Genomic DNA, 25,286 nt, shown 5'->3' with positions numbered 1-25,286 from the left:
GTGCCATAGCCGGTATCATCCTCCTCCTGCCTGGAACTCAGAGCCTCAATGCCCCGCTTTGCCCCGATCCTTCTCGTCTTCGCCTGTTTTGCCGTCTCCGCCAAGCCGGTTCCGGAGCCACCACCGCTCGATGCCGAAGCCTATGTGCTGATGGATGGCGCCACCGGGCAGATTCTTACCGCGAAGAATCCGGACAAGAAGCGCAGCCCTGCCTCCATCACCAAGGTGATGACGAGCTACGTCGCCTTCGAGGAAATCGCGGCCGGACGTGCGGCCATGGATGACCCGGTACTGATTTCAGAGAAGGCCTGGCGCCAGGGCATCGACTCCTCGCAGTCGCGCATGTTCATCGAGGTCGGCTCCCAGGTCAGCCTGGAGGAACTGCTGCGCGGCATCATCGTGCAATCCGGCAACGACGCCAGCGTTGCCGTTGCCGAGCATCTCGCAGGCAGCGAGGCCGGCTTCGCAAGCATGATGAACACCACCGCTCAGCGCCTCGGCATGGACAACAGCCACTTCGAGAATGCCTCTGGCATGCCGGCGGAGAGCCATCGCTCCACCGCGCGCGATATTGCGACCCTGGTCCGCGCCCACATCCAGGACTTCCCCGAAGGCTACGGGATGTACGCCGAGAAGGAGTACACCTACAACGAGATCCGGCAATTCAACCGCAACCGGCTGCTGTGGCGCGACGACTCGGTGGATGGCGTCAAGACGGGCTATACCAGTGAATCGGGATATTGCCTAGCCTCCAGCGCCGAGCGAGACGGCCGCCGTCTGATCGCCGTGGTACTCGGCACCTCGAGCCCCGACGCGCGTGAGCAGGACAGTCTGGCGCTACTTAACTACGGTTTCCGCTTCTTCGACACCGTGACGCTGTTCGAAGAAGGCGAAGCGGTGCAGACCCACCGTGTCTTTGGCGGAGCACTCTCCGAAGTCAACGTGGGTGTCCGCAAGGCATTGCATGTGAGTCTGCCGCGCGATGCCGAGGAGCGCATCCGGCTGCAGGCGGAAGTGCAATCGCCGCTGCAGGCACCTATCGCCAAGGGCGCCCAGCTCGGCACCCTCACTGTCACCCTCGACGACGAAACACTGCTGGTCGAGCCGCTGGTGGCTAACGAAGATGTGGCGCAGGGCGGTATTGTCAAGCGTCTCATCGACGCCGTGCGACTGCGCCTTGGTGTCTAAGAAGACCACATTCCAGCCGGGCGATGCCGTGCCCGACGAGGCGGTCTACACCCTGCCCTGCACGGTGCCCTTCAAGATCTTCGTCCGCCCCGACGAAAGCGCAGAGCAGGGACTGCTCGCACGGTGCCGCGCGGCCACGGAGGCAACCATCGAGTGCGAGCGCCAGCCATCGCGCAACGGCAATTTTGTCTGTCTGCGACTGCGCCTGCACGCCACCAAACTGGAGCATATCGCCCAGGTCCGTGCCGCCATCGCTGCGGAATCATCGGTGCTGATGGCACTGTGAACGACATCACGGCAGTCCCCAACCCCATCTTCCGCCGCCTCGGCTTCGTCTGCTACGAGGCCAGTTTCGCAGCCATGCGCTGCTTTACCGAACGACGGAACGCGGCGACAGCGGATGAAATCTGGCTGCTGCAGCATCCACCGGTGTTCACGCAGGGGCAGGCAGGCCGACCCGAGCACCTGCTCGATCTTGGCGACATTCCCTTGGTGCAGAGCGATCGCGGCGGTCAGGTGACTTACCACGGCCCCGGCCAGCTCGTGGGCTATTTGATGGTGGACTTGCACCGCCTTGGCATCGGCATTCGCCGACTGGTACAGCGCATCGAGCAGGCTCTGGTGGACACACTGGAGCAGCACGGCATCCAAGGCGCCAGACCGCGCGACGACGCGCCCGGCGTCTATCTGGCAGATGGCGCCAAGATCGCCTCGCTAGGGCTGCGCGTGCGTCAGGGCTGCACCTTCCATGGGCTGGCCCTGAACATCGACATGGACCTGCAGCCCTTTGAACGCATCAATCCCTGCGGCATGCAAGGCCAGGTCATGACGCAGATGCGCGACCACGGCTGCAACGACGGCATTGCCGCTGTCAGTGAGACCCTGGCCTTAGCTTTGCACAATCGCTGCCTCGCACCTCTGTCCAGTTCGGATCAGGCGGCGGCCGGGGTTTAACGCCCGGTTCAGCGAGGGCACACCATGCTCGACACCATGTCCGATGCCACCGACAGCCTGGTCCAGATTCGCGGGCTGCGCCACGCGCAGTCCGATCGCATCCTGTTCGACGGCATTGATCTGGATATCCCGCGTGGCAAGGTCACTGCCATCATGGGACCGTCGGGCACCGGCAAGACCACGCTGCTGCGCCTCATTGGCGGACAGATCCGCGCGCAGGGTGGCAGCGTGTGCTTCGACGGCACCGACATTGGCACCGCGCCCCGTCGCAAGCTCTTTGCCCTGCGCAAGCGCATGGGGATGCTATTCCAGCAAGGCGCGCTGCTGACCGACCTGACGGTCTTCGACAACGTCGCCTTCCCACTGCGCGAACACACGCGCCTGGGCTCACGCCAGATTCGCGATCAGGTGCTGCTCAAGCTTGAGGTGGTGGGGCTGCGCGGCGCAGCCGGGCTGTTTCCAGCCCAGCTCTCCGGTGGCATGGCGCGCCGGGTCGCGCTGGCACGCGCCATTGCACTGGATCCGGACCTGGTGCTCTATGACGAGCCTTTCACCGGCCAGGACCCGATTTCCATGGGGGTGCTGCTGCGCCTGATCCGCCAGCTCAACGATGCACTGGGCACGACCTCGGTATTGGTTTCTCACGACGTCGGCGAGGCCTTGTCGATTGCGGACTACGCCTATGTGCTTTCCCATGGGCAACTGCGCGCCGCGGGTAGTGCGGCCTCAGTGCGGGACAGTGAGGACCCACGGGTCCGCCAGTTCCTGGATGGGCAGCCGGATGGGCCGGAGCCCTTCCACTATCCGGCGCCGGATCTCAAGGACACGCTGCTGGAGGCCCGCACATGACCACGCTCCTGCGCTGGCCGCTGGACACACTGGCAAGCCTGGGCCGGGCGGTGCTGTTCCTGTTCCGGACACTGCTTGCGGTACCCGGTGCGCTGCTGCGCCCTCGGCTGCTGGCCTTGCAGATTTATCACAGCGGTCTCCTGTCGCTCGCCATCATTGTCATCGCCGGCGCCTTCGTGGGCATGGTGCTCGCCCTCCAGGGTTATCGCCTGCTGGTGCAGTTTTCCGCCGAGAGTGCACTGGGCGTGTCGGTGGCGCTCGTCGTCATCCGCGAACTCGGCCCCGTGCTCACGGCGCTGCTGCTGGCCGGCCGCGCCGGGTCCTCCCTGGCGGCGGAAATCGGCCTGATGCGCGCCACCGACCAGCTCGATGGCATCGCGATGATGGCCGTCGACCCCGTGCCCAGGGTAGTGGCGCCGCGATTTCTCGGACTCTTCATCGCCACCCCGATTCTGAACGTGATCTTTATCGCGATGGCCTTGGGCATCGCAGGAGGCCATCTGGTCGGGGTGGAAGTGCTGGGTGTCGACGCGGGCAGCTACTGGAGCCAGATCCGGAGCGCCGTGGACGCCAGCGACCTGATCGACAGCACCATCAAGAGCATCGTGTTCGGGCTTACCATTGCGTGGATCGCGGTCTATCAGGGCTATCACGCCTCCCCCACCGCAGCCGGTGTCTCGCGTGCAACCACCACCACGGTGGTGCTGTCCTCCCTGTCGGTGTTGGGACTGGATTTTGTACTTACCGCGGCGATGTTCGCCGCCTGATGGGAGCAGTGGATGCCATCAAGACCCATTGAGATCATGGTTGGCCTGTTTTTCGTCCTCGGTGTTGCAGCCGTGTTTCTGCTCACCTTCAGAGTCGCCGGCCTGGACAGCGGCGGCCCGGAAGAGGGCTATACCGTCAGTGCCGACTTCAACAACATCGGCGGCCTGCGTAGCGGCTCGGCAGTGACGCTATCGGGCGTGCGTATCGGACGCGTGACCAACATCGCAATCGATGACACAACCTTTGCGGCACGCGTGACCATGAAGATACATGCCGAATACGACAATCTTCCCGCCGACAGCGGTGCCAGCATCCTCACCTCGGGGCTGCTAGGTGAGCAATACATCGGTATCAATCCGGGCGGCGCGATGGAGTCCCTGCAGGATGGGGACCGTCTGCCCTTGACCCAGGACGCCCTGGTCCTCGAGAACCTCGTGGGCCGTGTGCTGGAATCCATGACGCAGTAAGGAAAATCACCATGAGCCATGACAAGACGTTCTCTCTCCCCGCCGCGGGCGCACTGCTCGCCCTGATCGCGCTGATTGGCAGCGGCATGCCGCTGACCGTGTCCGCCCAGGACGCAGCTGCCAGCGCAGAAGCAACCACGGAAGCCGAGACCGGCAGTGAAGCCAAGGCCCCGGATGTCGTGGTCCGCGAGGCCGTGCAGCGGGTGCGCGGCCTGATCCAGGAGAACGCGGAAACCTATACCGAGGACAAGGATGCCTTCTACGCGATGATCGATCGCGAGATCATTCCGCATTTCGACATGCCTTACATCGCGCGACTGGTGCTCGGTCGGCATGCACGCCAAGCCGAACCGGAACAGCGCCGCCGCTTTGCCACCGCCTTCAAGGAGACGCTGACGCGCACTTACGCCGACGCCATGCTGCAGTACAACAGCAGCGTGGAGGCCGAGTTCCTGCCGTTGCGCATGGCCGAAGACGCCGAGCGCGCCACCGTGGACACCCGCCTCAAGGTCGAGGATGGCGAGCCGATCCCGATCAGCTTCGTCATGCACAAGGTGGATGGCGAGTGGCTGATTTACGACATCAGTGTGGAAGGCATCAGCCTTGTCACCAACTTCCGTGCTCAGTTCAACCAGCGCATCCGAGAGGACGGACTCGACGCGCTGATCGAAAGGCTCGAGTCCGGCACCATCGAGACATCCCCCACGGGGAGCAGCGGCGGACAGTGATACAGCCGACGGGCGAATGGACGCAGCACACGGTTGCTGAGGTGTTGCGAGCGCATCCCAAGGGGCCTGAGGACGGGGTCGTTGATCTCTCCGGCATCCGCCGGGCGGACAGTGCTGCCGTCGCGCTCTTGCTGGAGTGGCGACGTCGTCATGGGGCACCACTGACCCTCAGGAATCCGCCAGAAGCGCTGCAGCGCCTGTTGACGCTCTATGGCGTCGACGCCATTCTCACGCACTAAGCCGACCAACACCTCCCGATGCCCATCTCGCGCCAGCTCGTCACTGCCTGCTGTTCCCTATTGATTAGTGCGGTGCTGGCTGGTTGCGCCCACACGCCGGCCTACGAGCCGGCCGATCCGCTGGAGCCGGTCAACCGAAAAATCTACGCCTTCAACCGGACGGCGGATCGCTACATCCTGCGCCCAATCGCGCGCACCTACGTGGATGTCACCCCTCAGCCTGCCCGCTCGGGGGTGCACAACTTCCTGAGCAATCTGGGATATCCCGTCACCATCGTGAATGCGCTGCTGCAGGGGAAGTTCGCGCAGGCCGGCCGGGACACGGGCCGCTTTCTGATCAACACCACCGCCGGCCTCGGTGGCCTCGTCGACGTCGCGACCCCCGTCGGGCTCGTCGAAAACGACGAGGATTTTGGCCAGACCCTCGGCTATTGGGGCGTTGGGCCTGGTTGGTACCTCATGCTGCCCTTTCTGGGTCCGAGCACCAATCGTGGACTGGTCGGCCAGATCGCCGATGGCGTCAGCACCCCCGAGCGCTTGTTCGAAGAGCGCACCCAGTATGTCTTGACTGCGGTCGGCGTGATTGATCGTCGCGCCCAGCTCCTGTCCGCGGACGGTTTCCTCGAACAGCAGGTGGACGAGTACGTCGCCCTGCGGACGGTCTACCTGGAGAGCCGCCTGAATGACGTCTACGACGGTACCCCGCCGCTCGACTACGGTGAGGAAGATCTGGAAGACGGTGGCTTCGAAGACGACGACAACTGGCGCGAAGATTTTGGGGGGTGAGCCCCCTCAAACGTGCCAGTGGCACGTTTGAGGGGGCGAACGCTCGGGCCAGGACGGCCCGAGCCGGGGTCACTTGGCGAGCACAGGACGCGCGAGCCTAGTGACGCCCACCGACCCAACGGGGCGGTGTCCCCATCAACCCGCCAGTGGCACCTTCGAGAGGGCGAACGCTCGGGCCAGGACGGCCCGAGCCGGGGTCACTTGGCGAGCACAGGACGCGCGAGCCTAGTGACGCCCACCGACCCAACGGGGCGGTGTCCCCATCAACCCGCCAGTGGCACCTTCGAGAGGGCGAACGCTCGGGCCAGGACGGCCCGAGCCGGGGTCACTTGGCGAGCGCAGGACGCGCGAACCTAGTGACGCCCACCGACCCAACCGGGCGGTGTCCCCATCAACCCGCCAGTGGCACGTTTGAGAGGGCGAACGCTCGGGCCAGGACGGCCCGAGCCGGGGTCACTTGGCGAGCACAGGACGCGCGAGCCTAGTGAGGCCATCGGCCCACTGAGTGCCTCCCCCCTCTGAGGCTTTCAAGGCAGGAAGGCTGGAAGTCCGGCGGACCTAGCGCGATCCCTGCTGCCACCCCGTTCTTCAGCGCCACGGCGTGGGTCATCCTTGGCGCCTCCCGCGTCGTCCACGCCACCCCTTCAACGCGAATGCGATCGAAGGCGCGATGCACGCTCGTCGCCGTTCCGCAACCGGCAATCTGCCGCGCTGCGCCCTGTGTTCGCCGCGCCGGCAGGCTGATGGCAACGCATTCATCATGCGTTTATGCTGCAATGCACAAAATTACGGCAAACACGTTGGAAAGATCATGCCGACACACACAGATTCCTCCGCCCGCGGCGGTCTGGCGTACGCACTGATACTGCTTGTGGCACTCGCGTGCAGTGCGCCAAGGCTGCATGCGCAGAGCCCATCCTTCGAGCAGGCGATGGCGCAGAATGCGCGCGCCTTGGGTACGCAGCTGGTCATGCGTGGGCAGGAGCGCGGCGCGCGTCTGCTGCGGCGGGCAGCCGCCAACGGCGACGCCAAGGCGCAGTACAACCTGGCCGTAGCCTATATGACAGGCGCGGTGCATGGCGTTCCCCAGCCGCAGGCTGCCTTGCTCTGGTACACCGCGGCCGCCGCAGCCGGCTTTGCTCCGGCGGCGTACAACGCGGGCGTGCTCCATGCCGCGAAGCGCGTTCCCGGCGCCAGTCCGGAACACGCCACCTACTGGATGTGTCGCGCGGCGAACCTGCGCCACACGCGCGCATTGCGCTGGCTGTATGCCCACCGCGACGGGGTCGCAAGCTGCCACGGTAGGGGCTGAGCAGCGCCCAGCCGCGGGGGATCAACAGCCCCCGCATGCGCTCCTGGCACGCAATGCCCCGCCTCGCGGATAATGCGCGACTGCCATCCACTACCAGAGCACGCTCCCTCCATGGCGCAATACGTCTTCACGATGAATGGCGTGGGCAAGACCATCCCACCCCGCAAGCAGATCCTGCGCGATATCTCGCTGTCCTTCTTCCCGGGCGCCAAGATCGGCGTTCTCGGCTACAACGGCGCGGGCAAGTCCACACTGCTCAGGATCATGGCCGGCGTGGACAAGGAATACCACGGCGAGGCGCGACCGCAGCCGGGTATCAAGGTGGGCTACCTTCCACAGGAACCACAGCTCGACCCGTCCAAAAACGTGCGCGGCAATGTACTCGACGGCGTCGGTGAACTGGCCCAATGGCTGGCCGAGTTCGAGACCGTGACCAAGGGTTTCGAGGACCCGGACGCAGATTTCGACGCACTCATCGCGCGTCAGGGCGAACTGCAGGAGAAGATCGATGCCGCCGGCGGTTGGGAGCTTGATGTCATGCTCAACAAGGCCGCGGAAGCATTGAATCTGCCGCCCTGGGAGACCACGGTGGATACCCTTTCCGGTGGCGAGCGGCGCCGTGTGGCACTTTGCCGGTTGCTACTGTCCAAGCCGGACATGCTGCTGCTGGACGAGCCGACCAACCACCTCGACGCCGAGTCCGTAGCCTGGCTGGAGCGCTTCCTGCACGATTTCGACGGCACCGTGGTGGCCGTCACCCACGACCGCTACTTCCTCGACAACGTCGCTGGCTGGATCCTGGAACTCGACCGTGGCCATGGCATCCCCTGGCAGGGCAACTATTCCTCCTGGCTGGAGCAGAAGGAAAAGCGCCTGGCCAACGAAGAGAAGCAGGAGGATGCCAAGCGCAAGGCGATGGAGCAGGAGCTGGAATGGGTCCGTTCCAACGCCAAGGGCCGTCAGAGCAAATCGAAGGCGCGCCTGAAGGCTTTCGAGGAGATGTCCAGCCAAGAATTCCAGAAGCGCGCGGAAACCAAGGAAATCTACATTCCGCCCGGCCCGCGCCTTGGCGACGTCGTGGTCGAGGCCGATGCCATCGCCAAGCGCTATGGCGACCGTACTCTTTACGAGAACCTCTCATTCAGGGTCCCCAAAGGAGCGATTGTCGGCATCGTGGGGGCCAACGGGCGCGGCAAGACCACCCTGTTCCGTATGATCAGCGGCGAGGAACAACCCGACAGTGGCACCTTGCGCGTCGGTGAGACGGTCAAGCTCGCCTACGTCAATCAGTCACGCGATTCGCTCGATGACGGCAAGACCGTCTTCGAGGAAATCTCGGGTGGAAATGACATTCTGCGCATCGGCAACTTCGAGATGCCGGCGCGGGCCTACATCGGCCGCTTCAATTTCAAGGGAGCAGACCAGCAGAAGCGCATCGGCGACCTCTCCGGCGGCGAACGCAATCGCCTGCATCTCGCCAAGTTGCTGCTCGAGGGTGGCAACCTGTTGCTGCTGGACGAGCCGACCAACGATCTTGATGTCGAAACCCTGCGCGCGCTGGAGGAAGCCATTCTCGATTTCCCGGGCTGCGTCATGGTGATTTCGCACGACCGCTGGTTCCTGGATCGTATCGCCACGCACATCATGGCCTTCGAGGATTCCGGAGAGATTGTCTTCCGGGAAGGCAATTATCAGGAGTACGAGGAGGACTTCCGCCGACGGGTGGGCCGCGAACCCGGTGTCAACCGTCGCTCCCAGCACCGCAAGCTGGCCTGAGCATGGGCGACCTGGCATCGGCGCCTGCGCGCCGGTGCCGGCTTCAGGCGGTGCGGCGTTCCGTCGCCGCCTCGCTCTCGTTGCCGCTAGCCTGCGCCGAGGCCGGCAGAATCGAGACTCGATTCCGCCCCTCGCGCTTGGACTGGTAGAGCGCCCTGTCAGCCGTCTCCAGATAAGTGTCCGGCGTGCGCCGAACTGGCGGCACACAAACCCCGACTGACACCGTGACCTGTGCGATAGCCTTGCCGTTGCGCTGCTTGATGCGGCCGCGGGCGACATCGGCGCGCAAGCGCTCTGCCAGTGCACGCGCCTGGCCACGGGTGGCGTCGGGCAGAATCACGGCGAATTCTTCGCCACCGTAACGGGCGGCCGTCTGACCGGGCTCAAGCATGCGCGCCAATACGCGTGCCACAGAGGCAATGACGCGGTCGCCAAGCGGGTGCCCATAGCTGTCATTGATGCGCTTGAAGAAGTCGATATCGAGCAGCAGCAGACAGCAACCGCGATCACTGCGTCCGGGATCCGCATCCAGTGCCGTACGCAGCGCGATGTCGAAGCCCCGACGGTTGGCGAGCCCGGTCAAGGCATCACGGATGGACTCCTCGCGAGCCACAGCGAGCGCCTCGCGCAAGCGCTCGACCTCATCGGCGGTGGTTGATAGATGCTGACCGAAAGTATCCACTTGGCTTCGCATCGCCGCCGTCTCACCGAGCAAGGCCTGCAATGTCTCGGAAAAGTGGTCGAGGGATGCGTCATCCTGAAACTGCTCTACGTAGGCCTGCAGCGATTCCTCATAGGCGTGCGCCTGCGCGCGCGAGCTGTTCGTGTTGCGCGCCACATCGTCGACTACGTCCGCCAGATCCTGGCGCATACGCTCAATGGCCTCAACTTCCTGGTCGTTGATGTAGCGGTCGAAGAGAGATTGCACCTGCTGCCGGCTCAGACGGTCCTGCGCCGCCAGGTACGCACGCAGTTCCTCCGATAAGGCAGGTATACGCCCTGACACATGGGTATACCAAACGGTGTAGTTGAGCGGGTCCATGGCGCAGCCGTGGCGCGCCATCTCGGGCAGAGCCAGCCGCATCAGCCTTGCGCTGTGGGCCATTTCATCCTGCACTGTCACGCCCTTCCCTCACTTTTCCGTTGCACCAACGGCATTGCTTGTGGCGATTGGCCGTTGCGATGCATCTGACCAGCAGACACCGCATCATGCGCTCAGCCTTCGCGAAGTTGGCTCCAACCGATACACGAAGCGCGACAAATGGCAGGACTCGACCGCCAAACGCGGAAAAGCGAGTCACCGCGAGCCGCGGCCAAGACCCGCCCAGGGCATCTGGATCTGGGCGCTGCGCAATCGGGCGCATCCCGGATTGTCCGAACGAATGACCGCGAGCCCCATCATGCGCAGGCTGCGGCGTGTGTCGCTTCGACGGGGAGGCGCTAGGCTTAGCGCATGGGGATTCTCACCGCCACCCTGGTCTTTCTGGCCACGGCCGTCGTCATCGTGCCGATCTGCAAGCGTCTGGGCATGAATTCAGTGCTCGGCTATCTGGTCGCCGGATTGGTTCTTGGACAGCTTGAACCTTTGCCGCAATGGGATGCGGAAGGGTTGCTGCACTTCGCCGAAATCGGGGTCGTGTTTCTGCTTTTCGTCATTGGGCTGGAGCTGCAGCCACACCGGCTTTGGGTCATGCGGCGCTTGGTTTTCGGTCTTGGTTCTGCCCAGGTGATTGCAAGCAGCGCCGCGGTCGCGGGCGTCCTCATGCTGCTCGGGATCGGGCAGACCTCCGCGCTTCTGCTCGGCTTTTCGCTGGCGCTGTCGAGTACCGCCTTCGTCTTGCAGTTGCTCGGCGAGAGCAAGCGACTGCACCACCCGCATGGACGTGCCGCCTTCGGCACCCTGCTGCTTCAGGATGTTGCGGTCATCCCGGCCCTGGTTGCCATTGCACTGCTCGGCAGTGCCTCGGTTGCGCACACGCTGTCCTGGCATTGGCTGGCACTGCTGCTGGCGGGCTGCATAGCAGCGCGCTTCCTGCTGCGCCCGATGCTGCGTTTCATCGCCGCCACCAAGGTGCAGGAGCTTTTCACGGCGGCTGCGTTGACGCTGGTCGTGGGCGCTGCAGTGGCCTTCCAAGGCGCCGGCCTTTCGATGGGTCTGGGCGCCTTCGTTGCCGGGATGATGGTGGCTGATTCGGAGTATCGCCACCAGCTCGAGGCCGACGTCAATCCCTTCAAGGGCCTGCTGCTCGGGCTTTTCTTCATGGCGGTCGGCATGACGGTGGATCTCGGTCTGCTCGCCTCTGCCCCGGTGACCGTCGGGGCGCTCACCCTCGGTCTGATGGCTTTGAAGGCGGCTGTGATCTTCCCCCTGGCACGGCTGCATGGACTGCGCAATGCCGAAGCGATGCGCACCGCGCTGGTGCTGGCACAGGGCGGCGAATTCGCCTTCGTACTGCTCACGGCCGGCGTCAGCGGTGGCCTGATGGCGCCCCATCTGGCGGACATGGCGGTACTCGTCGTGAGCCTGTCGATGGCATTGACGCCCCTGCTAGTGGCCTTGGGCGACCGTCTGCTCAGGGAGGAGACCGATAGCCGCCCCTTCGACGCCATTGATCAGGATCAGCCGCCGGTGGTGATCGCCGGTTTCGGCCGGGTGGGACAGATCGTGGCCCGCGTGCTCGCCATGCGGCACATCCCATTCACCGCACTGGAGATCAATCCGCATCACGTCGACTTTGTCCGGCAATACGGCAACAAAATCTACTACGGCGACGCGACCCAGCCAGAGGTGCTGCGTGCGGCGGACGTGCCGAAGGCGCGCGCCATCGTCGTGGCCGTCGGCGAGATTGAACCCTCGTTGACCATCGTCGAGCAGGTACGCAATGTGTGTCCCGGCATCACGATCTTGGCGCGTGCGACCAATCGCCATCACGAACTGTGGCTACGCGAACGCGGCGTCGATTTCGTGTTGCGCGACACGCTCTATTCCAGTCTTCGGATGGCGAGGCATCTGCTGATGCGGCTTGGCATGGAAGACGCCGAGGCCACCGAATCCGTCCATCGCTTCCGCCAGCATGACGCGCGTACGCTGGAGCGTCAGGCTCTGGTCTGGCGCGATGCCGAAGCCTACCGGCGCACGACCATGGACGCCACCGAGGAACTCAAGCAACTGTTTGCAGAAGATGTTCGCAGCGGACACGATACGACGAGCGAACGCGATGGACGCAGCAGCGGGAGGGCCGACGAGGCCGCGGACTAAGACGCGGCCTTGCTCGTCCCTCTTCCCCAAGGAGCACCATGCCCGAGATGGACAATCCCCTGAACGCCCCGGCCTACCGCTGGCGCGAGGGCCAATTGGAACCCATTCACCGTACGCACCATGTGCGCCTGGATGACCTGCTCGGTATGGAGCGGCAGAAGGGGATCCTGCTGCAGAATCTCCGTCAGTTTGTTGCCGGCTATCCGGCCAATCACGCGCTGTTGACCGGTGCCCGTGGTACGGGGAAGTCATCCCTGGTCAAGGCGATGCTGCCGGCCTTTCACGACGAGGGTTTGCGGTTGGTGGCAGTGGCACCCCCCGATCTGGTGGCGTTGCCCGACATCGTCGCGCCACTGCACAAGCGCGCCGAGCGTTTTCTGCTCTACGTCGACGATTTTTCCGTGGCCCCCGGCGATCGCGCTCTCATGGCATTGAAGACCGCTCTGGATGGCGGCATTGAGGAACCACCCGATAACGTCCTGATCATCGCCACCTCGAACCGGCGGCACCTGATGCCGGAGTACCAGTCCGAGAATGCCGAATATCAGTGGGTGGAGGGCGAAATCCACCCTGGCGAGACCACCGAGGAAAAGATCTCGCTGTCGGAACGTTTCGGCATCTGGCTGTCCTTTCCGCCGTTCAACCAGACACAATACCTCGCGATGGTGGAGCGCCACCTTGGGCTGCTGGGCTGCGAGTACACCGACGCGGCGCGCAGCGAGGCGCTGCGTTGGGCGCTGCAGCGTGCCTCGCGTTCCGGCCGGGTCGCGGCGCAATTCGCGCGCGACTGGGCCGGCCGGCAGGCGATGGGTGGCTGAAGCAGCTCCAGTCCACCCAGTCCCTGCGCGATGGTTTCAGCGTCCTAGCAAGGCGTTGACCTTGTCGATATAGGCCTGCATGGCATCTTCGCTCGACATGCCCTTAATGCCGGCCCACGCGTCGTACTTGGCGCGTCCTTTCAGGTCCATCATGCCGGGGCGCTTGCCACTTACATCGCCTTCCGCTGCTTGCTTGTAGTGGGCGTAGAGATGCAGCAGGTCTTCATTGCTCGGGCGCTCTGTCAACGTCTTGACGTCCGCCTGCGCCTGTTCGAATGCCGCCTTGAGATCGCTCATCCGTATTGCTCCTTATGTTGTTGTAAAAAACGATGCCACCTGCGAGCGCACCGCACCTAGCCCGCCCCCCCGGCGAAGATCTGAGCGCCGTCGCCACGGATCAGCGGCCACGCCACACCGACTTCCACAGCGGCATCCACGAACCAGGTAATGCGGATGCGCACCCCGAATCCGATGCTAACCATCACCGGCTGATTCTGCTCCGCGAAGGAGGTGCTGAGCGCATCGCCGGCCTCGAGGATGACCAGTCCACGCAATGCATTCCAGTAAAGAGGACGTAGATACTCCGCGCCCACTGCCCAGAAGGCATCACCCTCGGTGTACTCGTCTTCATAGCCGCGCAAGCGGTCGGCTCCGCCCAGCTCGAAGTTGTCGTTGCGGCGTGCACTCGGCCCGCCGTGGAAACTGCCCGCCCGCGCATAGAGATTGATGTTCTGGTGCGCGCGCGCGCCAACGGGAATGTAGCGTGTCACCCCACCGGAGACAACGTGTTGATCGTAATCGGAAATACCGGGCACGGAACTGGTGACGGACACGCCGTAGGACAGTCCCTCGAAGCTGTAGATCTTGTCGTGCACATCGCGGTAGCCGATGCCTCCGGTCAGGGCCGTCAGCACCCCCTCGTCCGGTGGGGCATCGGCGCCGAGGTTGCGGCTTTCGCGCCAGCTGAGGCCGCTACCTAGACTCCAACCTTGCCCGGTCTGGCGGCGGGTCAACTGGCGCGAGGCGAAGATGCCAAAGGAGGTCACCCGCTCCTCGAATTCGAGATCACCCACCGATGCCCCTTCATCCCGGTACTCCAGGTTGAAGCCGAGGTTGGTGCGCGATCCCATGAAGCGACGCCAGCTATAGCTCGCATCAAAGACCGTTTCGTTGTCCGTGGTGCGCTCTTCCAGTTCCTTGCGCACGCCCGACATGCTGATCCTGTGGTTCAGCCCCAGGAAATTGTTCCAGGACAGACTCATGCCCAGGCCGAACTCTTCGTCGGTACTGGCGTCCACGCGCGGAATGGGGAGGATGTACCAGCGCTCCTTGACCGTATAGGTCACGGCGACCCGGCTCTGCTCGAGTGTGGTCGTGGCCGTATCGACATCGCTGAACAGACCGAGGTCGGTAATGGCCTGCTCACCGGCTGCGATATCGCTGGGGCATACGACGTCGCCGACCGAAAAATTGAGCTCCCGCAGAAAGGTCTGAGGCTGGGTGACGCGGTTCCCCTCGAAGCTCAGGCTGGCAAGCTGACGCGGCAGGCTGCCGTCATCGCAGGGCGGCAATGCCGCCGCACCCAGCGCGGGCACCGCGACGAACAGCAGCAAGAGCGGACGTAGGACGACGATCACCGGCGCGTGAGCGACAGGAAGCTGTAGGCATGGGCGTGGCGTTCGTCCGGCTGCTCCACCTCAACTGCCTCGGCTTTCCACGCCGCCAATGCCGGGTCGCTGAACCAGGTGTCTCCGGACAGCGTGGCATGAACGCGGGTCAGTTCAATGCGCGTTGCCAAAGGCATGAACTGCTCGTAGAGGGTGGCGCCCCCGATGATGGCGAGCCCATTCTCTGGACGTTCGGCGAGAATACTGTCGATGTCGTGAAAGCAGCGCACGCCCGCTGCCGAGAAGCTACGGTTGGTGGTCAACACCCAGTTGTTCCGGCCATCCAGTGGCCGACCGATCGAATCGAAGGTGCTACGTCCCATCACAATGGTGCGTCCAAGCGTCTGCCGCCTGAAGCGCTTGAGATCATTGGGCAGCCGCCATGGCAGCTGACCATTGGCGCCTATGAGGCCAGTGTCATCCATGGCCAGAAGGAGGGTGATTTCCATGCCGGCAGTGTACCGACAGCTCGATCCGAGGGGCGTTCGGAACGCGCAGCAACCGATGAACGGGATGCACGCGTCGCTCCAGCAGAAGCGCGCGTGCGCACCACGTCATCGAAGCGCCCGGCTGCATTCTTGCAGCCAGGCGCTTCGCGCTCAGGAAGCGTCTGCGGGGAGAAGGGCGCTCAGTATTTCGCCAACGATGGGAATGGCGGCCAGCAACTCGCCCAGCGTCGGGCGCGCCACACCGTCAGGATTGGCGGGTCCGCCGGCGATGATGCTTTCCAGCTCCGGAGCACCGGTGCCGCTGAAGCCCCCGGCAAGGAAGCGGCCAAATTCGGCGTCGGAACGCCCCCCCGCGGCGAGCTGCTGGGAAATGGCGTCGAACAGCGGCACCAGCAACTGCGCCAGTCCATTTGCCAGAGCCTCTCTGGCCTGCTCCAGCGGCCCGGCGGCGGCATTGTCGGGAATCAATGCGGCCAAGCCTTCAAGTACCCCGGTCACGGTCATGGCGATGTCATCCGATGCCGACTCGCCATCCAGCTGCCCGATCGAGGTAAGCGTCTCGCTCAAATCTTTGAACAGCTCGGCGGGTACGCGCAACAGGGCCTGAGTGCCTTGCGGCAGGCCCAATCCCGACGGATCCAGCCCAATCACCGCCACGATGTCCGACAGGGTGTTGCTGACGTTGGACAACTGCGTCGTCAGGTCTTCCAGGCCACTGGCACCAAGGAAGTTGGGGTCGGAGGTGTCGATGCCCAGCGCGAGGTTGCGCAGATCGTCAATGAGCTGGCCGGCAAAGGGTAGATTGGCGAGGTCGGTGGAATCGGCCGCGTCGGCCAGGGAGGCCGCGCCGCACTGGATGGCCTGAGTGACGCCGAGCAATTCAGCCGCCGCCGCCTGCGGATCCTGATTGGCGGCGAGATCCTGACCCAGCGTCGCAAGGGCATCCACTACATCCAGCAGGCGGGCGACGCCGATGATGACGTTGACGCCCGCGTCGCCCAGATCCGAATTGCCGCCGATGGCATTCGCAGTCTGTTCGATGAGCGCGGTCTGCGCATCATCCAATGGGCCGGCGAAAGGCCCCTGAGCCGAGACATTGCAGTCGATACGCGCGAAAACGTCCTTGCTGCCAGTACCATCACCGTTCCCTGCCACGGCGCTGCCACTTCCGCCCGAACCGCCACCACAGGCGGTGAGAAGCAGTCCTATTGCGGCCACGGGTGCAGCCATCCATTGCTTCGACATCAGTCTCACTCCATCGTTGTTGTTGGGAATTTTCTCAGACGCACACTACGGGAGGCCGCGCGGTGCGCCTACGCCGCACGGGCGACAGGTTTTGTGCGATCCACGGCCGCTCCATGTAGGTCGCAGGATGACAGCGAGGCAGCCGTCTGCCTGGTCGTCGCGGGCTTGAAAGAACCCTCCGGAAACCGGAGGTTCAGACAACAAAGTGCACGCTGCTCATGAAGAAGCGTGCCAACCTTTCTTGTTCCGCCATTCATCCTCATGGAGGTCACATGGAGACCGAAGTACATCACGGCGATGGCGTAGAGCGCTCCCCGGCGCTTGAGGCCTACATCCAGGAGCGCTTGGAGCGACTCACGCCCCACTACGGCGATCGCTTGACCCGCGTCCGCGCCTTCCTCAAGGATGTCAACGGACACAAGGGCGGCGTGGACAAGGTGTGCGAGCTGGAGGCACGACCGGCCGGCAAGGCGCCGATCGTGGTCGAGGCGCAGGACCGCGATTGGTACGCCGTAGTGCGCAGTGCCGAAGGCAAGCTGGAACGGGCATTGGCGCACCGGCTGGCATCCGACCACTGAATGGGGCGCTAGGCGCGCAGAGGGCGGGGCTGTTTGGGACCCGTCCTGCGCCCGCTGCTCATCCCCCCACGCGTCGGCTGAAGGGCTGACGCGCGGGGGGTTGCGTCATCGGCGGCGGCGCAACACCCAGATCTCGAGCAACACCCACTCCTCGCCCGGGTAGTTCTCGCGCTCGATGGGCGACATCATGCGGTGGCGGGAGGCCATGCTACCCACGAATTCGAAGCGCTCCAGCAGTGTGCGCTTGGTGGCGTCGGCGGCTTCCAGCGCGAAGGGGTTCAGGAAGTTGACGAGTAGATAGCCTTCATCGCCACCCTCGGCAAAGGCGTCCATCAGGCTGGCAACGGCCTGCGGCTCCAGATAGACCAGTGCCGCCGTCGAAATCATGATGTTGGCCGCACGCAAGCTCGCCTCGATGCGCGCGCGCGTGTCGGCGTTGGGCTGATTCAGGTCGGCCTGGATCACCTCATCGTAGATGCCGGCGGACCGGCCATAGGCCAACGCACTGTGCGAAATATCGATGCCTGTGACATGTGCATTCAGCCGCCGCGGCTGCGCCACTGTCTTGGCCGAAGTCGCGTCCTTCCAGTTATCACGAATTGCCTCGTAGTCCATGCCGTTGAGCGTGGCCATGGTGGTATTGCCGAAGCAGCCGGCAAGATCCACGAAATTCAGCGGCGTGCCCTTGGCCGCCTTCGCCTCCGCCCAAGGCAGGATCAGGCGATCAAAGCTCTGGCGATTGAAGTTGTCCGAGACATAGGTCAGCGCATCCAGGATGCGCTCCTTGAACGGGACCGGATTCTCGGCCACGTAGATATCGTCGAAATGCTGCTTTTTCTCGTCGGTCTTGACGCCGGAATTGCTCATGCGTGGGGAACCCCCGCTGCTTGAAAGCTGCGCATGATCCCCGCCGGCTGTCCCCGGGTCAAGGCGAAACCGCCCCGCAAGGCCCGGCAAACGGACTGCAAGGCCCTGTTATACCGCGACTTTTGCAGGAATATGCGGATGTGGGTCGTAGCCTTCCAGCCGAAAGTCATCGTAGCTGAAGGCAAACAGATCCCGGACCTCGGGATTCAGATGCATGGTGGGCAAGGGCCGCGGGCTGCGCGTGAGTTGCAGTTCGGCCTGCTCAAGATGGTTGTGATACAGGTGGCAATCACCGCCGGTCCAGATGAATTCTCCGGGTTGTAGATCGCACACCTGCGCCACCATCATCGTCAGAAGCGCATAGCTCGCGATATTGAAGGGCACGCCCAGGAAGATGTCGGCGCTGCGCTGGTAAAGCTGGCAGGACAGCCGCCCCTGCGCCACGTAGAACTGGAACAACAGGTGGCAGGGTGGCAGCGCCATGTCGGGCAGTGCCGCGACATTCCAGGCAGAAACGATGAGCCGTCGCGAATCCGGATTGCTGCGGATCTGTGCAAGCACTTCACTGATCTGATCGATCTGTTCGCCCTGCGGCGTTGGCCAGCTGCGCCACTGCGATCCATACACCGGACCGAGCTCGCCGTCGGCATCCGCCCATTCGTTCCAGATGCGTACGCCATGCTCCTGCAAATAACGCACATTCGTGTCGCCACGCAGAAACCAGAGCAGCTCGTGGATGATGCTCTTGAGGTGCAGCTTCTTGGTCGTGATCAGCGGAAAACCACGCGCGAGGTCGAAGCGCATCTGGTGCCCGAAGACCGAACGGGTGCCGGTGCCGGTGCGGTCGGTCTTGTCGGCCCCCTCCTCGAGGGCGCGGCGCATGAGAGCGAGATACGGCTTCATAACAGGATCCGTACAGGGGACGGTGATTGGTCAGTGTCGGAGGCGCAGAGTAGCCGATGCACCGCGCGGTGGCTCGATGCGCACGACGGCGCTCAGATCGTCGGAGGCGGCGGCGACCGCGCCCGAGGCCGAGAGGCGGGCTCCGATTTCCAGCACATCGTAGCTGAGCAGGGAGGGACCCTCACGCAAACGGTCGCTATCCTGCAAGCGCACCGATGCAGGAAGACGCGGGCTGGCGATGCGTTTGGCAGCCAGCGGCATGCCGGTTTCGCCCGGGCGTCGCGCATAGACGAAGAGCGCAGCGCCTTCGGGCCACTGGCTTTCGGGCCCATCGACCTGAACTGCAATGGCGGCGTCCGTTAGGTCAGCCGGAACGTGCCCATCGATTTCTGCACGCCACTCCTGCAGGCGCTGCTGCAGCGCACTCTGGGCCGAAGGCGCCAGTACCTCCGCCGCGTAGACCACCTCGAAGTGGGCGACGGCCTCCGCCAGCGCGCCGTCGCGCAGCGCCAGATCGCCAGCCAGGTAGTGTGCACCCGGGTGCATCGGGGCCACCTCCATCGCCTGGCGGGCGCGCTCGCGCACCACCATCATGGTCTCCGGTGATACCGGGCCCGCTCTCAACCGGGCCTGCGCTTCGGCCACGAGCAGGTCAGGGTTCCGGAAGCCGGTCATCTCGTTGGCCTGGGCGTAGGCGCCCGCCGCACGCACGTGATTGCGGGAGGCTTCGAAGCTTCGCGCGAGCAATGCCCACTGCTCGACCGTCGCCTGCTCCGGTTGGCGCTCCAGACGATACTCGAGACTCTCCGCCAGATCACCGACCGCCTTCGCGGGATTCTGGGCGTGCTCCGCAAGGGGATTCACGGTGCGTTCGTCTTCTCTCCACTGGTACTGCATCCAGGACAGCAGGCCGATTGCGAACAACACGGACAGCGCCAACACCAGGCGCGGCAACGACATGCGCAACGCGGCGCGATGGCGCAGATAAGCGACGGCCAAGGGCAGGCAGGCGATCGCTGCAACGAGCAGAGCCAATAGCACCGCGTTCGTGCCCGTCATTCGATGTCCGTCCTCATGTTGCAGCCCGCTGCATCGGGGGTTGAATCGTCCCGCTCAGCCTACACAGCCGGCGAAAGCACTTCCAGCCAGCGGCGCGCTCCCCAAAAAAGAAAGAGGGGGCGAAAACCCCCTCCTTCGTCACTGCAAAGAGCGTACGGTTACTGCGTACGCTCCCACTGATAACTCAATTGCGCATCAATGAACACGTCGGAGGATTCGCCATCCCGTGTACAGGTACCGTCGATCAAGATGTCGAGGAAGAAATCAACCACGGAACCAACACTGCCGTCGCCATTGAAGGCGTAGCGGATCTCGCGCACGTCCTGCGTGCCTTCGAATTCATCACAGGCCTGCGAGAAGGCCGCCGTGAAATCATCGGTAAGTACTACCTGTTCCTCCGTAGGTTCTTCGAAGGGCACACTCAGGCCGGTGACTTCGAAAGCCTGCTGCTCAAAGCTTTCGCCATTCACCGTTCCGGAAATGCGGAACTGCCATGTCTGGTCTTCCCGCGGTGTGGTGTCGCCGCCCGTGTTGTCCTCGGGTGGCAATCGGACATAGGCCATGTCAAGGCGCAAGGTATCCGGGCGGGACTCTGCTGGAGCGCCAGTCTCGGCGCCCCCAAAGGCCAGACGGCTTTGCTCGACACGCACGATGTCGAAGATCCGGTCACCGACCGCGTTGCTGTCGTCGGATTCGATAATGACCGCATTGACACGGTTGGCGCTTAATCCCCCCGACGTCGTCAAAGGCTTGCCGATCTCGAAATCAAGCACTTCGGTGAAGACATTCTGTGATTGGCTCCCCGAGCAATCTGCGTTCTGGAACTGCGCGGACTGGGAGGTGACCTGATCGCCCTCGAAAGTCAGCTGCTCGCCTTCACCATCCATGCAGCGGAACCACTGCCCCTGCAGGCGCGCCAATACCGCCTGTGGTGCATTCTCGGGAGGTTGGCTCACAAAACACACGGTCTTGGGCTCTGATACGCGGCCCTGTGTGTCCTCGACGGATAGGCGGACGCAGAATTCGCCCGCACCCAAGCGCCCGGGAATATCAAAAACCAGATCGGCGAAGCTCGCCTTGGTCAAGGACTGGGTCTGCGACACATCTGCGCGGAAGAAACCACGACTGGACCCTGTCACCTTTGCATAGAGAAAGGCCAGAGGCGACTGCTCTTCGGTGGAGAAGCTGACGGACTTGCTGTCGCCCGGCTCCACGGTTTCGGACTCCGTAAGATCCTTAAGGACCGGATTGTCCGGATTGGAAGGGTCTGAGCTCGGCGGCTCGCCAGTTTCCTGTCGTTCGGCGTCCTGCCCACCGAACTTCACTGCCAATGCTTCTGCGACACTGTCGCTATCGGCTGGATCGATCGTGCTCTTGGTATCGCTTCCGCCACCGCCACCCCCGCCCCCACAGGCGGCCAGGGCGAGCGGAATCAGGATGGGGCCCAACCACTTGGGCCAAGCAATCGTTGAGTTCATGGGTTGTCCCCCTTTTAGACCGTGGACATTCAGCTTACGCCGATCAGGCACTTCCGCAAGGGACCGCTTGTCCCCGATGAATGGCTCGCGCAGTGGTGCACGCCTAGGGCGCATCCTCCACGAACCAGGGCTCGCCCGCATCGTTCAGATAGAAGGACTGCTGTTCCTCAAGCGTGAATGGCCGTGACCCGATACGACCGAAGACCGCCATCTGGCCTCCGGTTTCATCCACCCCTCGGTCGCGGTGAAGCCCTTCCGACAGCGCCATTGCCGGTTGTGCGGTGGGATACCACGCGATCAGCTCAGGCTTGGGGACTGGAGAAAAGCCATAGAAGTTCGGCTGGCTCTCCGGACTCATCAGCTGGATCACCTTGAGCCCCGCCTTGCCATCCGCCACATAGGCGAACAAGGAGGCATAGGCGCCACCCACCTGAACATCCCAAGCGTCCTTGATCTGCCCGTCGGCAGTGAAGCGTTGCACGAGCTTGGGCTGTTCGGGGTTCTCGATGTCGACGATGGCCAGGCCGTCCTGGCCGGCCGCAACGTAGGCGTAGGTACGCACGGGATAGATCTTGCGCGCATTCGCCAGCGGCACTACCGCATCCGTGACCCGGGGTGCCTCGGGGTTGGTGACATCAATCACCTGCAAGCCTGCATCGGTTGTGGCGAAGAGGTAGCGGAACTGAATGGCACTGGCCCGCGCGCCCTCGAGGGGGATGGTGGCCGCGACCTTTGGCTTCATGGGCTGGTCGAGGTTGAGCACCACGATCCCTGCGTCGGTCGCGACATAGACGTAGTAACCCGCCATGGTCAGATGGCGCGCCCCATCCAGGATGCCGCCCTCATTCCAGGTCAACGCGCGCTTGAGGAAGTTGTTGCGCGGCTCGCCATCCGACAGTGTGTTGACATCTGTGAGGATCAGCCCCTCCTCGGCATCCGTGATCAGGGCGTAGTCGTAGATCGGATGGAAGGGCTGCTCAAGGTTGACGTCCTGCATGTAGGCATCGTTTCGATCCGGGTGGATCGGCTGCGTCGTCGGGAGTGCCACGCAGGTCGCGTTCTTTGTCGCGAGATGGGTGTCCTGCCCCAGCGGCGAGAAAGGCGCGGAAATCAGTCGCTGCGAGATGCCCTTGTTGCCGATCGATGCCACATCGTAGACCTCGAAGCCCTTGCGGCCTTGCGCCACATAGAGATATTCGCCGCGCAGTTGCAGGCAGTTCACGGCATCCCCCGTGCCATGGCTATGCGCGATCGGTTCCTTGCGCCCCTTCAACTGACGGCCATTGGCGACATGCTGGGCGTGCCAGTCCGGATAGGCGTAGCGGTGCAGATAACTGCCGATGACGGCCTGCGGCTCCTCCCATTCGGTGACCTGCACCGAACCAACCGCACCATCCATCCCAACCCAGGCGTTATAGCCGATCAGATTCATGAAATTGGTGCCGTGCAGCAGCAACTGCGCCATCCAGGCGTTGTTGTCGTTGTCTTTGGAGAGATGGCAATCGCTGCACTTCATCGTCTCGGTCTTGCGCTCGGTATGCGGATAGTGCGGGGCGAAGGCCTGAGACGAATAACCGCTCGCCGATATGGGGGGCTGCTGGATATAGATCTTCTCTCGATTGGCGTTGGTGGAGCTGAGTACCAGCGCACTGGAAGAACGGATCGGAGCGATCCGATTGCCCTTGGCCGGCCCGTGCCGACCCAGCTGCATCACGTCATTGCGGGTGATCTGGGGGTTGTAGGACGCAAAATTGCGACGTTCCCCGCCCTCATAGTGCTGCCGTTCCGTTTTCCAGTTGGCTTCCACCGGCAGATGGCAACCCGCACAACTCGTCGTCCACGAGGTGTGACAGGTAATGCACATCATTTCCTCGGTCTTGTGCGCACGATCCTCCGGGGCAACGTCCTCACCGTAGTGCTGCGTCTCGGTATTGGTGCTCATCAGCTTGGCCCGGGCGGCCTTCTGATTGTATTCCGGGTGCTCCTTGGACACGCTGTCCTTGACCAGCGACATCTCCCACTGCAGGTCCTCCTGCATGTTCGAGCGCTGAATGAGCTTGCCTTCGACCCACTCGAAGCGCAGATCCCCAAAAGGCGTCCGCATGGTGGTCATGTCGTTACCACCCTCGGGCGCCGCCGGCCCTGAGGTCAGCAGCGGCGGGTAGGCATCGGCCGTGCCGTGGCAATCCGCGCACTGAATCTCGATGGCCTGCGCGACTTCGCCGTAGATGTGGCCATCGCCATGCACATCCTGCGAAAAGTGACAGTCGACACAGTGCATGCCTACGTCGACATGGATCGACGACATGTGGACGGCCTTCTCGAATTTCTCCGGATCATCATTCGCCACGATGTCGCCTTCCGCATCCAGCAGGTTGCCCCTGCGGTCACGCTTGAAGATGGCACGGAAGTTCCAGCCGTGTCCGTGATAGTCAGCGAACTGCGTGTCATTGAGCTGCGGATTGAGTTCCGAGACCTGCTTCAGGAATTCCACATCGCCCCACTTGCCGCGCACCGCCGCACCTTCGGGATTGCGACGATTGATTTCGCGCTCCTCCTCTGGTGTCGGGTACTTCTGTTCCTCCGGCCACATCGCGGGCGCATCGGATTCGTAATCCCACATGGTGTAGCCCAACATCGAATTCAGGAAGATGTTCGGCTGGTGCATGTGGCAACTCATGCATTGGCTGGTCGGGATCGCACTGGTGAACACGTGCTTCAAGGGGTGGCCGGGTTCATCCTTGGGAATGGTCGGGTCCTTGGTCTGGGACAAGCCGGTATGGCCGTATTGCGCGTACTGCCCCGAGTGCCGGGGATCGCGATCATTGGCATACACCACATGGCACGAGGCACAGCCCGAGGAACGATAGTCGCCGGGCTGGTCATTGGTGCCCAGGAACCACATCAGCGGATCGTTCAGGCGCGTCTTGTGCAGATTGAGCACCGGGATGGAGATACGGTTGCCCGTCCCCGGCCCGCGATTGGACTGCCGGATATCCGGTCGACCAGGTTCCTCTAGCAGCTGGATGGTGCCTAGATTCGGGCCAATGGCATTGACCTGGGCGGTCTCGGGAAAGAGATTGACAATGATGCGCCCACCGCGCTCGAAGACGCGGAAGACGTCTCCCGGCGGCACGGTCTCGTAGGCGGGAAGGGGATAGAGCGTGCCGACGACGCCCTTGCGCACCATGTTCTCGTCGGGCTCGACGGGCCCCTTGAGAATCGCCGCCTTGCCTTCGCGGGTGTAGGCCTCACCCAGTACAGGCCGCTTGTAGGGCAGGATGTTGTTGTTGTAGGAGGCCCCCTGCCAGAACATCGCGGTGGTTGCCATCAGACTACGCTCGGCCGCCTCGATGACGGGCAGGTGGCAGGCGCCACATGCCTCTCTCGCCACACGGTAGTCCGACGGATTCACAAAGCGCACGAATTCGGGTGCATCCTTGTTCACCAGCGTATACGTGTGCTCGGGATTAGCGGAGTCCGGCCAGTGCCAGCTTTTCGGGAAACGCGGCAGGACATGCGCGTTTTCCAGTGCCGCCAGATAGCGCTTGTCCATGATGCTGTTGGCGCCAGCCGGACGCGAGACGCTGGCATTGCCACCGTGGCAATCGGTGCAACCGAGCGTCACTGCCGGATTCTCGTGCATCGACTTGTTGTCGGTATCGGTATGACAACTGACGCAGCCCGCAGACTTCGCTTCTGCCTCCTCGTCCGACTGGCTGCGAGGCGCAGGTGGCGCCGACTGATAGACCCGGTCAACCGCCTTTTCGCCGCCGGCGGCCATTGCCGCTCCCGTTGGCATCAGGGCAATCAGGCACACGGCCAGGAACGCAAATGACGGAACTCGAAGCATGGAGGCATTCATGTCAATTCTTCCGGTCGATAGAACGACGTCG

24 protein-coding genes are annotated in these 25,286 nt (G+C 63.4%); 14 read left to right on the top strand and 10 right to left on the bottom strand.

The window, feature by feature from the left end:
- Window positions 1-48 precede the first annotated feature (48 nt).
- From ACOOFO_RS04980 to ettA, 11 genes are all read left to right on the top strand, one after another.
- Window positions 49-1,188, top strand: a complete 1,140-nt coding sequence (locus ACOOFO_RS04980) for a D-alanyl-D-alanine carboxypeptidase family protein (RefSeq protein WP_420428585.1) — start codon at window positions 49-51, stop codon at window positions 1,186-1,188.
- Window positions 1,181-1,474, top strand: a complete 294-nt coding sequence (locus tag ACOOFO_RS04975) for a DUF493 family protein (RefSeq protein WP_420428583.1) — start codon at window positions 1,181-1,183, stop codon at window positions 1,472-1,474. Before ACOOFO_RS04980 ends, ACOOFO_RS04975 begins: the two co-directional genes overlap by 8 nt.
- A 74-nt stretch (window positions 1,475-1,548) precedes the next feature.
- Window positions 1,549-2,142, top strand: a complete 594-nt coding sequence (lipB, locus tag ACOOFO_RS04970; RefSeq protein WP_420429648.1) for a lipoyl(octanoyl) transferase LipB — start codon at window positions 1,549-1,551, stop codon at window positions 2,140-2,142.
- A 24-nt stretch (window positions 2,143-2,166) separates the two neighbouring features.
- A complete protein-coding gene (locus ACOOFO_RS04965) occupies window positions 2,167-2,991 on the top strand; it encodes an ABC transporter ATP-binding protein (protein WP_420428581.1) in 825 nt (274 codons plus the stop codon).
- Entirely contained in the window at window positions 2,988-3,758 is a 771-nt protein-coding gene (mlaE, locus tag ACOOFO_RS04960; RefSeq protein WP_420428579.1) for a lipid asymmetry maintenance ABC transporter permease subunit MlaE, read from the top strand. Before ACOOFO_RS04965 ends, mlaE begins: the two co-directional genes overlap by 4 nt.
- A gap of 12 nt (window positions 3,759-3,770) precedes the next feature.
- Entirely contained in the window at window positions 3,771-4,226 is a 456-nt protein-coding gene (gene mlaD, locus ACOOFO_RS04955; protein ID WP_420428577.1) for an outer membrane lipid asymmetry maintenance protein MlaD, read from the top strand.
- Between the two features lie 11 nt (window positions 4,227-4,237).
- Window positions 4,238-4,954, top strand: coding sequence for an MlaC/ttg2D family ABC transporter substrate-binding protein (locus ACOOFO_RS04950; RefSeq protein ID WP_420428575.1), 717 nt, complete (start codon window positions 4,238-4,240; stop codon window positions 4,952-4,954).
- Entirely contained in the window at window positions 4,951-5,193 is a 243-nt protein-coding gene (locus ACOOFO_RS04945; RefSeq protein ID WP_420428573.1) for an STAS domain-containing protein, read from the top strand. The genes ACOOFO_RS04950 and ACOOFO_RS04945 overlap by 4 nt, the downstream gene beginning before the upstream one ends.
- An 18-nt stretch (window positions 5,194-5,211) precedes the next feature.
- Window positions 5,212-5,979 (top strand): VacJ family lipoprotein, encoded by a 768-nt coding sequence (locus ACOOFO_RS04940; protein ID WP_420428571.1) that lies wholly within the window; start codon window positions 5,212-5,214, stop codon window positions 5,977-5,979.
- An 811-nt stretch (window positions 5,980-6,790) separates the two neighbouring features.
- Window positions 6,791-7,291: a hypothetical protein gene (locus ACOOFO_RS04935; protein WP_420428569.1), complete on the top strand. Its 501-nt coding sequence runs from the start codon at window positions 6,791-6,793 to the stop codon at window positions 7,289-7,291.
- A 111-nt stretch (window positions 7,292-7,402) separates the two neighbouring features.
- Window positions 7,403-9,067, top strand: a complete 1,665-nt coding sequence (ettA, locus tag ACOOFO_RS04930; protein ID WP_420428567.1) for an energy-dependent translational throttle protein EttA — start codon at window positions 7,403-7,405, stop codon at window positions 9,065-9,067.
- A gap of 43 nt (window positions 9,068-9,110) precedes the next feature.
- On the opposite strand, the gene ACOOFO_RS04925 is transcribed toward ettA, so the two are convergent.
- Entirely contained in the window at window positions 9,111-10,190 is a 1,080-nt protein-coding gene (locus ACOOFO_RS04925; RefSeq protein ID WP_420428565.1) for a GGDEF domain-containing protein, read from the bottom strand.
- Between the two features lie 330 nt (window positions 10,191-10,520).
- On the opposite strand from ACOOFO_RS04925, the gene ACOOFO_RS04920 reads away from it, so the two are divergent.
- Both ACOOFO_RS04920 and ACOOFO_RS04915 read left to right on the top strand, forming a co-directional pair.
- Window positions 10,521-12,326: a cation:proton antiporter gene (locus tag ACOOFO_RS04920; protein ID WP_420428563.1), complete on the top strand. Its 1,806-nt coding sequence runs from the start codon at window positions 10,521-10,523 to the stop codon at window positions 12,324-12,326.
- Between the two features lie 38 nt (window positions 12,327-12,364).
- Window positions 12,365-13,144 (top strand): ATP-binding protein, encoded by a 780-nt coding sequence (locus ACOOFO_RS04915; protein WP_420428561.1) that lies wholly within the window; start codon window positions 12,365-12,367, stop codon window positions 13,142-13,144.
- Between the two features lie 36 nt (window positions 13,145-13,180).
- Here the strand turns inward: ACOOFO_RS04915 and ACOOFO_RS04910 are convergent, their stop codons facing one another.
- The 4 genes from ACOOFO_RS04910 to ACOOFO_RS04895 form a co-directional block, all read right to left on the bottom strand.
- Window positions 13,181-13,441, bottom strand: coding sequence for an acyl-CoA-binding protein (locus tag ACOOFO_RS04910; protein ID WP_420428559.1), 261 nt, complete (start codon window positions 13,439-13,441; stop codon window positions 13,181-13,183).
- 56 nt (window positions 13,442-13,497) lie between these two features.
- Window positions 13,498-14,781 (bottom strand): BamA/TamA family outer membrane protein, encoded by a 1,284-nt coding sequence (locus ACOOFO_RS04905; protein WP_420428557.1) that lies wholly within the window; start codon window positions 14,779-14,781, stop codon window positions 13,498-13,500.
- On the bottom strand, window positions 14,778-15,260 hold the full coding sequence (locus ACOOFO_RS04900) for a dihydrofolate reductase (RefSeq protein ID WP_420428553.1): 483 nt from the start codon (window positions 15,258-15,260) through the stop codon (window positions 14,778-14,780). The genes ACOOFO_RS04905 and ACOOFO_RS04900 overlap by 4 nt, the downstream gene beginning before the upstream one ends.
- A gap of 150 nt (window positions 15,261-15,410) precedes the next feature.
- Complete coding sequence (locus ACOOFO_RS04895; RefSeq protein WP_420428551.1) at window positions 15,411-16,505, bottom strand: hypothetical protein; 1,095 nt, start codon at window positions 16,503-16,505, stop codon at window positions 15,411-15,413.
- A gap of 272 nt (window positions 16,506-16,777) precedes the next feature.
- On the opposite strand from ACOOFO_RS04895, the gene ACOOFO_RS04890 reads away from it, so the two are divergent.
- Window positions 16,778-17,083 (top strand): HPF/RaiA family ribosome-associated protein, encoded by a 306-nt coding sequence (locus ACOOFO_RS04890; RefSeq protein WP_420428549.1) that lies wholly within the window; start codon window positions 16,778-16,780, stop codon window positions 17,081-17,083.
- Window positions 17,084-17,188: 105 nt separating this feature from the next.
- On the opposite strand, the gene ACOOFO_RS04885 is transcribed toward ACOOFO_RS04890, so the two are convergent.
- The 5 genes from ACOOFO_RS04885 to ACOOFO_RS04865 form a co-directional block, all read right to left on the bottom strand.
- Entirely contained in the window at window positions 17,189-17,950 is a 762-nt protein-coding gene (locus ACOOFO_RS04885) for a class I SAM-dependent methyltransferase (protein WP_420428547.1), read from the bottom strand.
- A 108-nt stretch (window positions 17,951-18,058) separates the two neighbouring features.
- Window positions 18,059-18,853, bottom strand: coding sequence for a thymidylate synthase (locus ACOOFO_RS04880; RefSeq protein ID WP_420428545.1), 795 nt, complete (start codon window positions 18,851-18,853; stop codon window positions 18,059-18,061).
- Window positions 18,854-18,883: 30 nt separating this feature from the next.
- The gene (locus tag ACOOFO_RS04875) at window positions 18,884-19,912 is read right to left on the bottom strand and encodes a tetratricopeptide repeat protein (RefSeq protein WP_420428543.1); all 1,029 of its coding nucleotides are present in this window, start codon (window positions 19,910-19,912) and stop codon (window positions 18,884-18,886) included.
- Between the two features lie 158 nt (window positions 19,913-20,070).
- Window positions 20,071-21,390 (bottom strand): hypothetical protein, encoded by a 1,320-nt coding sequence (locus ACOOFO_RS04870; protein WP_420428541.1) that lies wholly within the window; start codon window positions 21,388-21,390, stop codon window positions 20,071-20,073.
- A 103-nt stretch (window positions 21,391-21,493) separates the two neighbouring features.
- Window positions 21,494-25,174 (bottom strand): hypothetical protein, encoded by a 3,681-nt coding sequence (locus ACOOFO_RS04865; RefSeq protein WP_420428539.1) that lies wholly within the window; start codon window positions 25,172-25,174, stop codon window positions 21,494-21,496.
- Window positions 25,175-25,286: the final 112 nt, after the last annotated feature.

Source organism: Algiphilus sp. (assembly GCF_965216485.1).
GTDB lineage: Bacteria > Pseudomonadota > Gammaproteobacteria > Nevskiales > Nevskiaceae > Algiphilus.
Note: the sequence above shows the minus strand (reverse complement) of the source record. Positions and strands in the feature narration are given on the sequence as shown.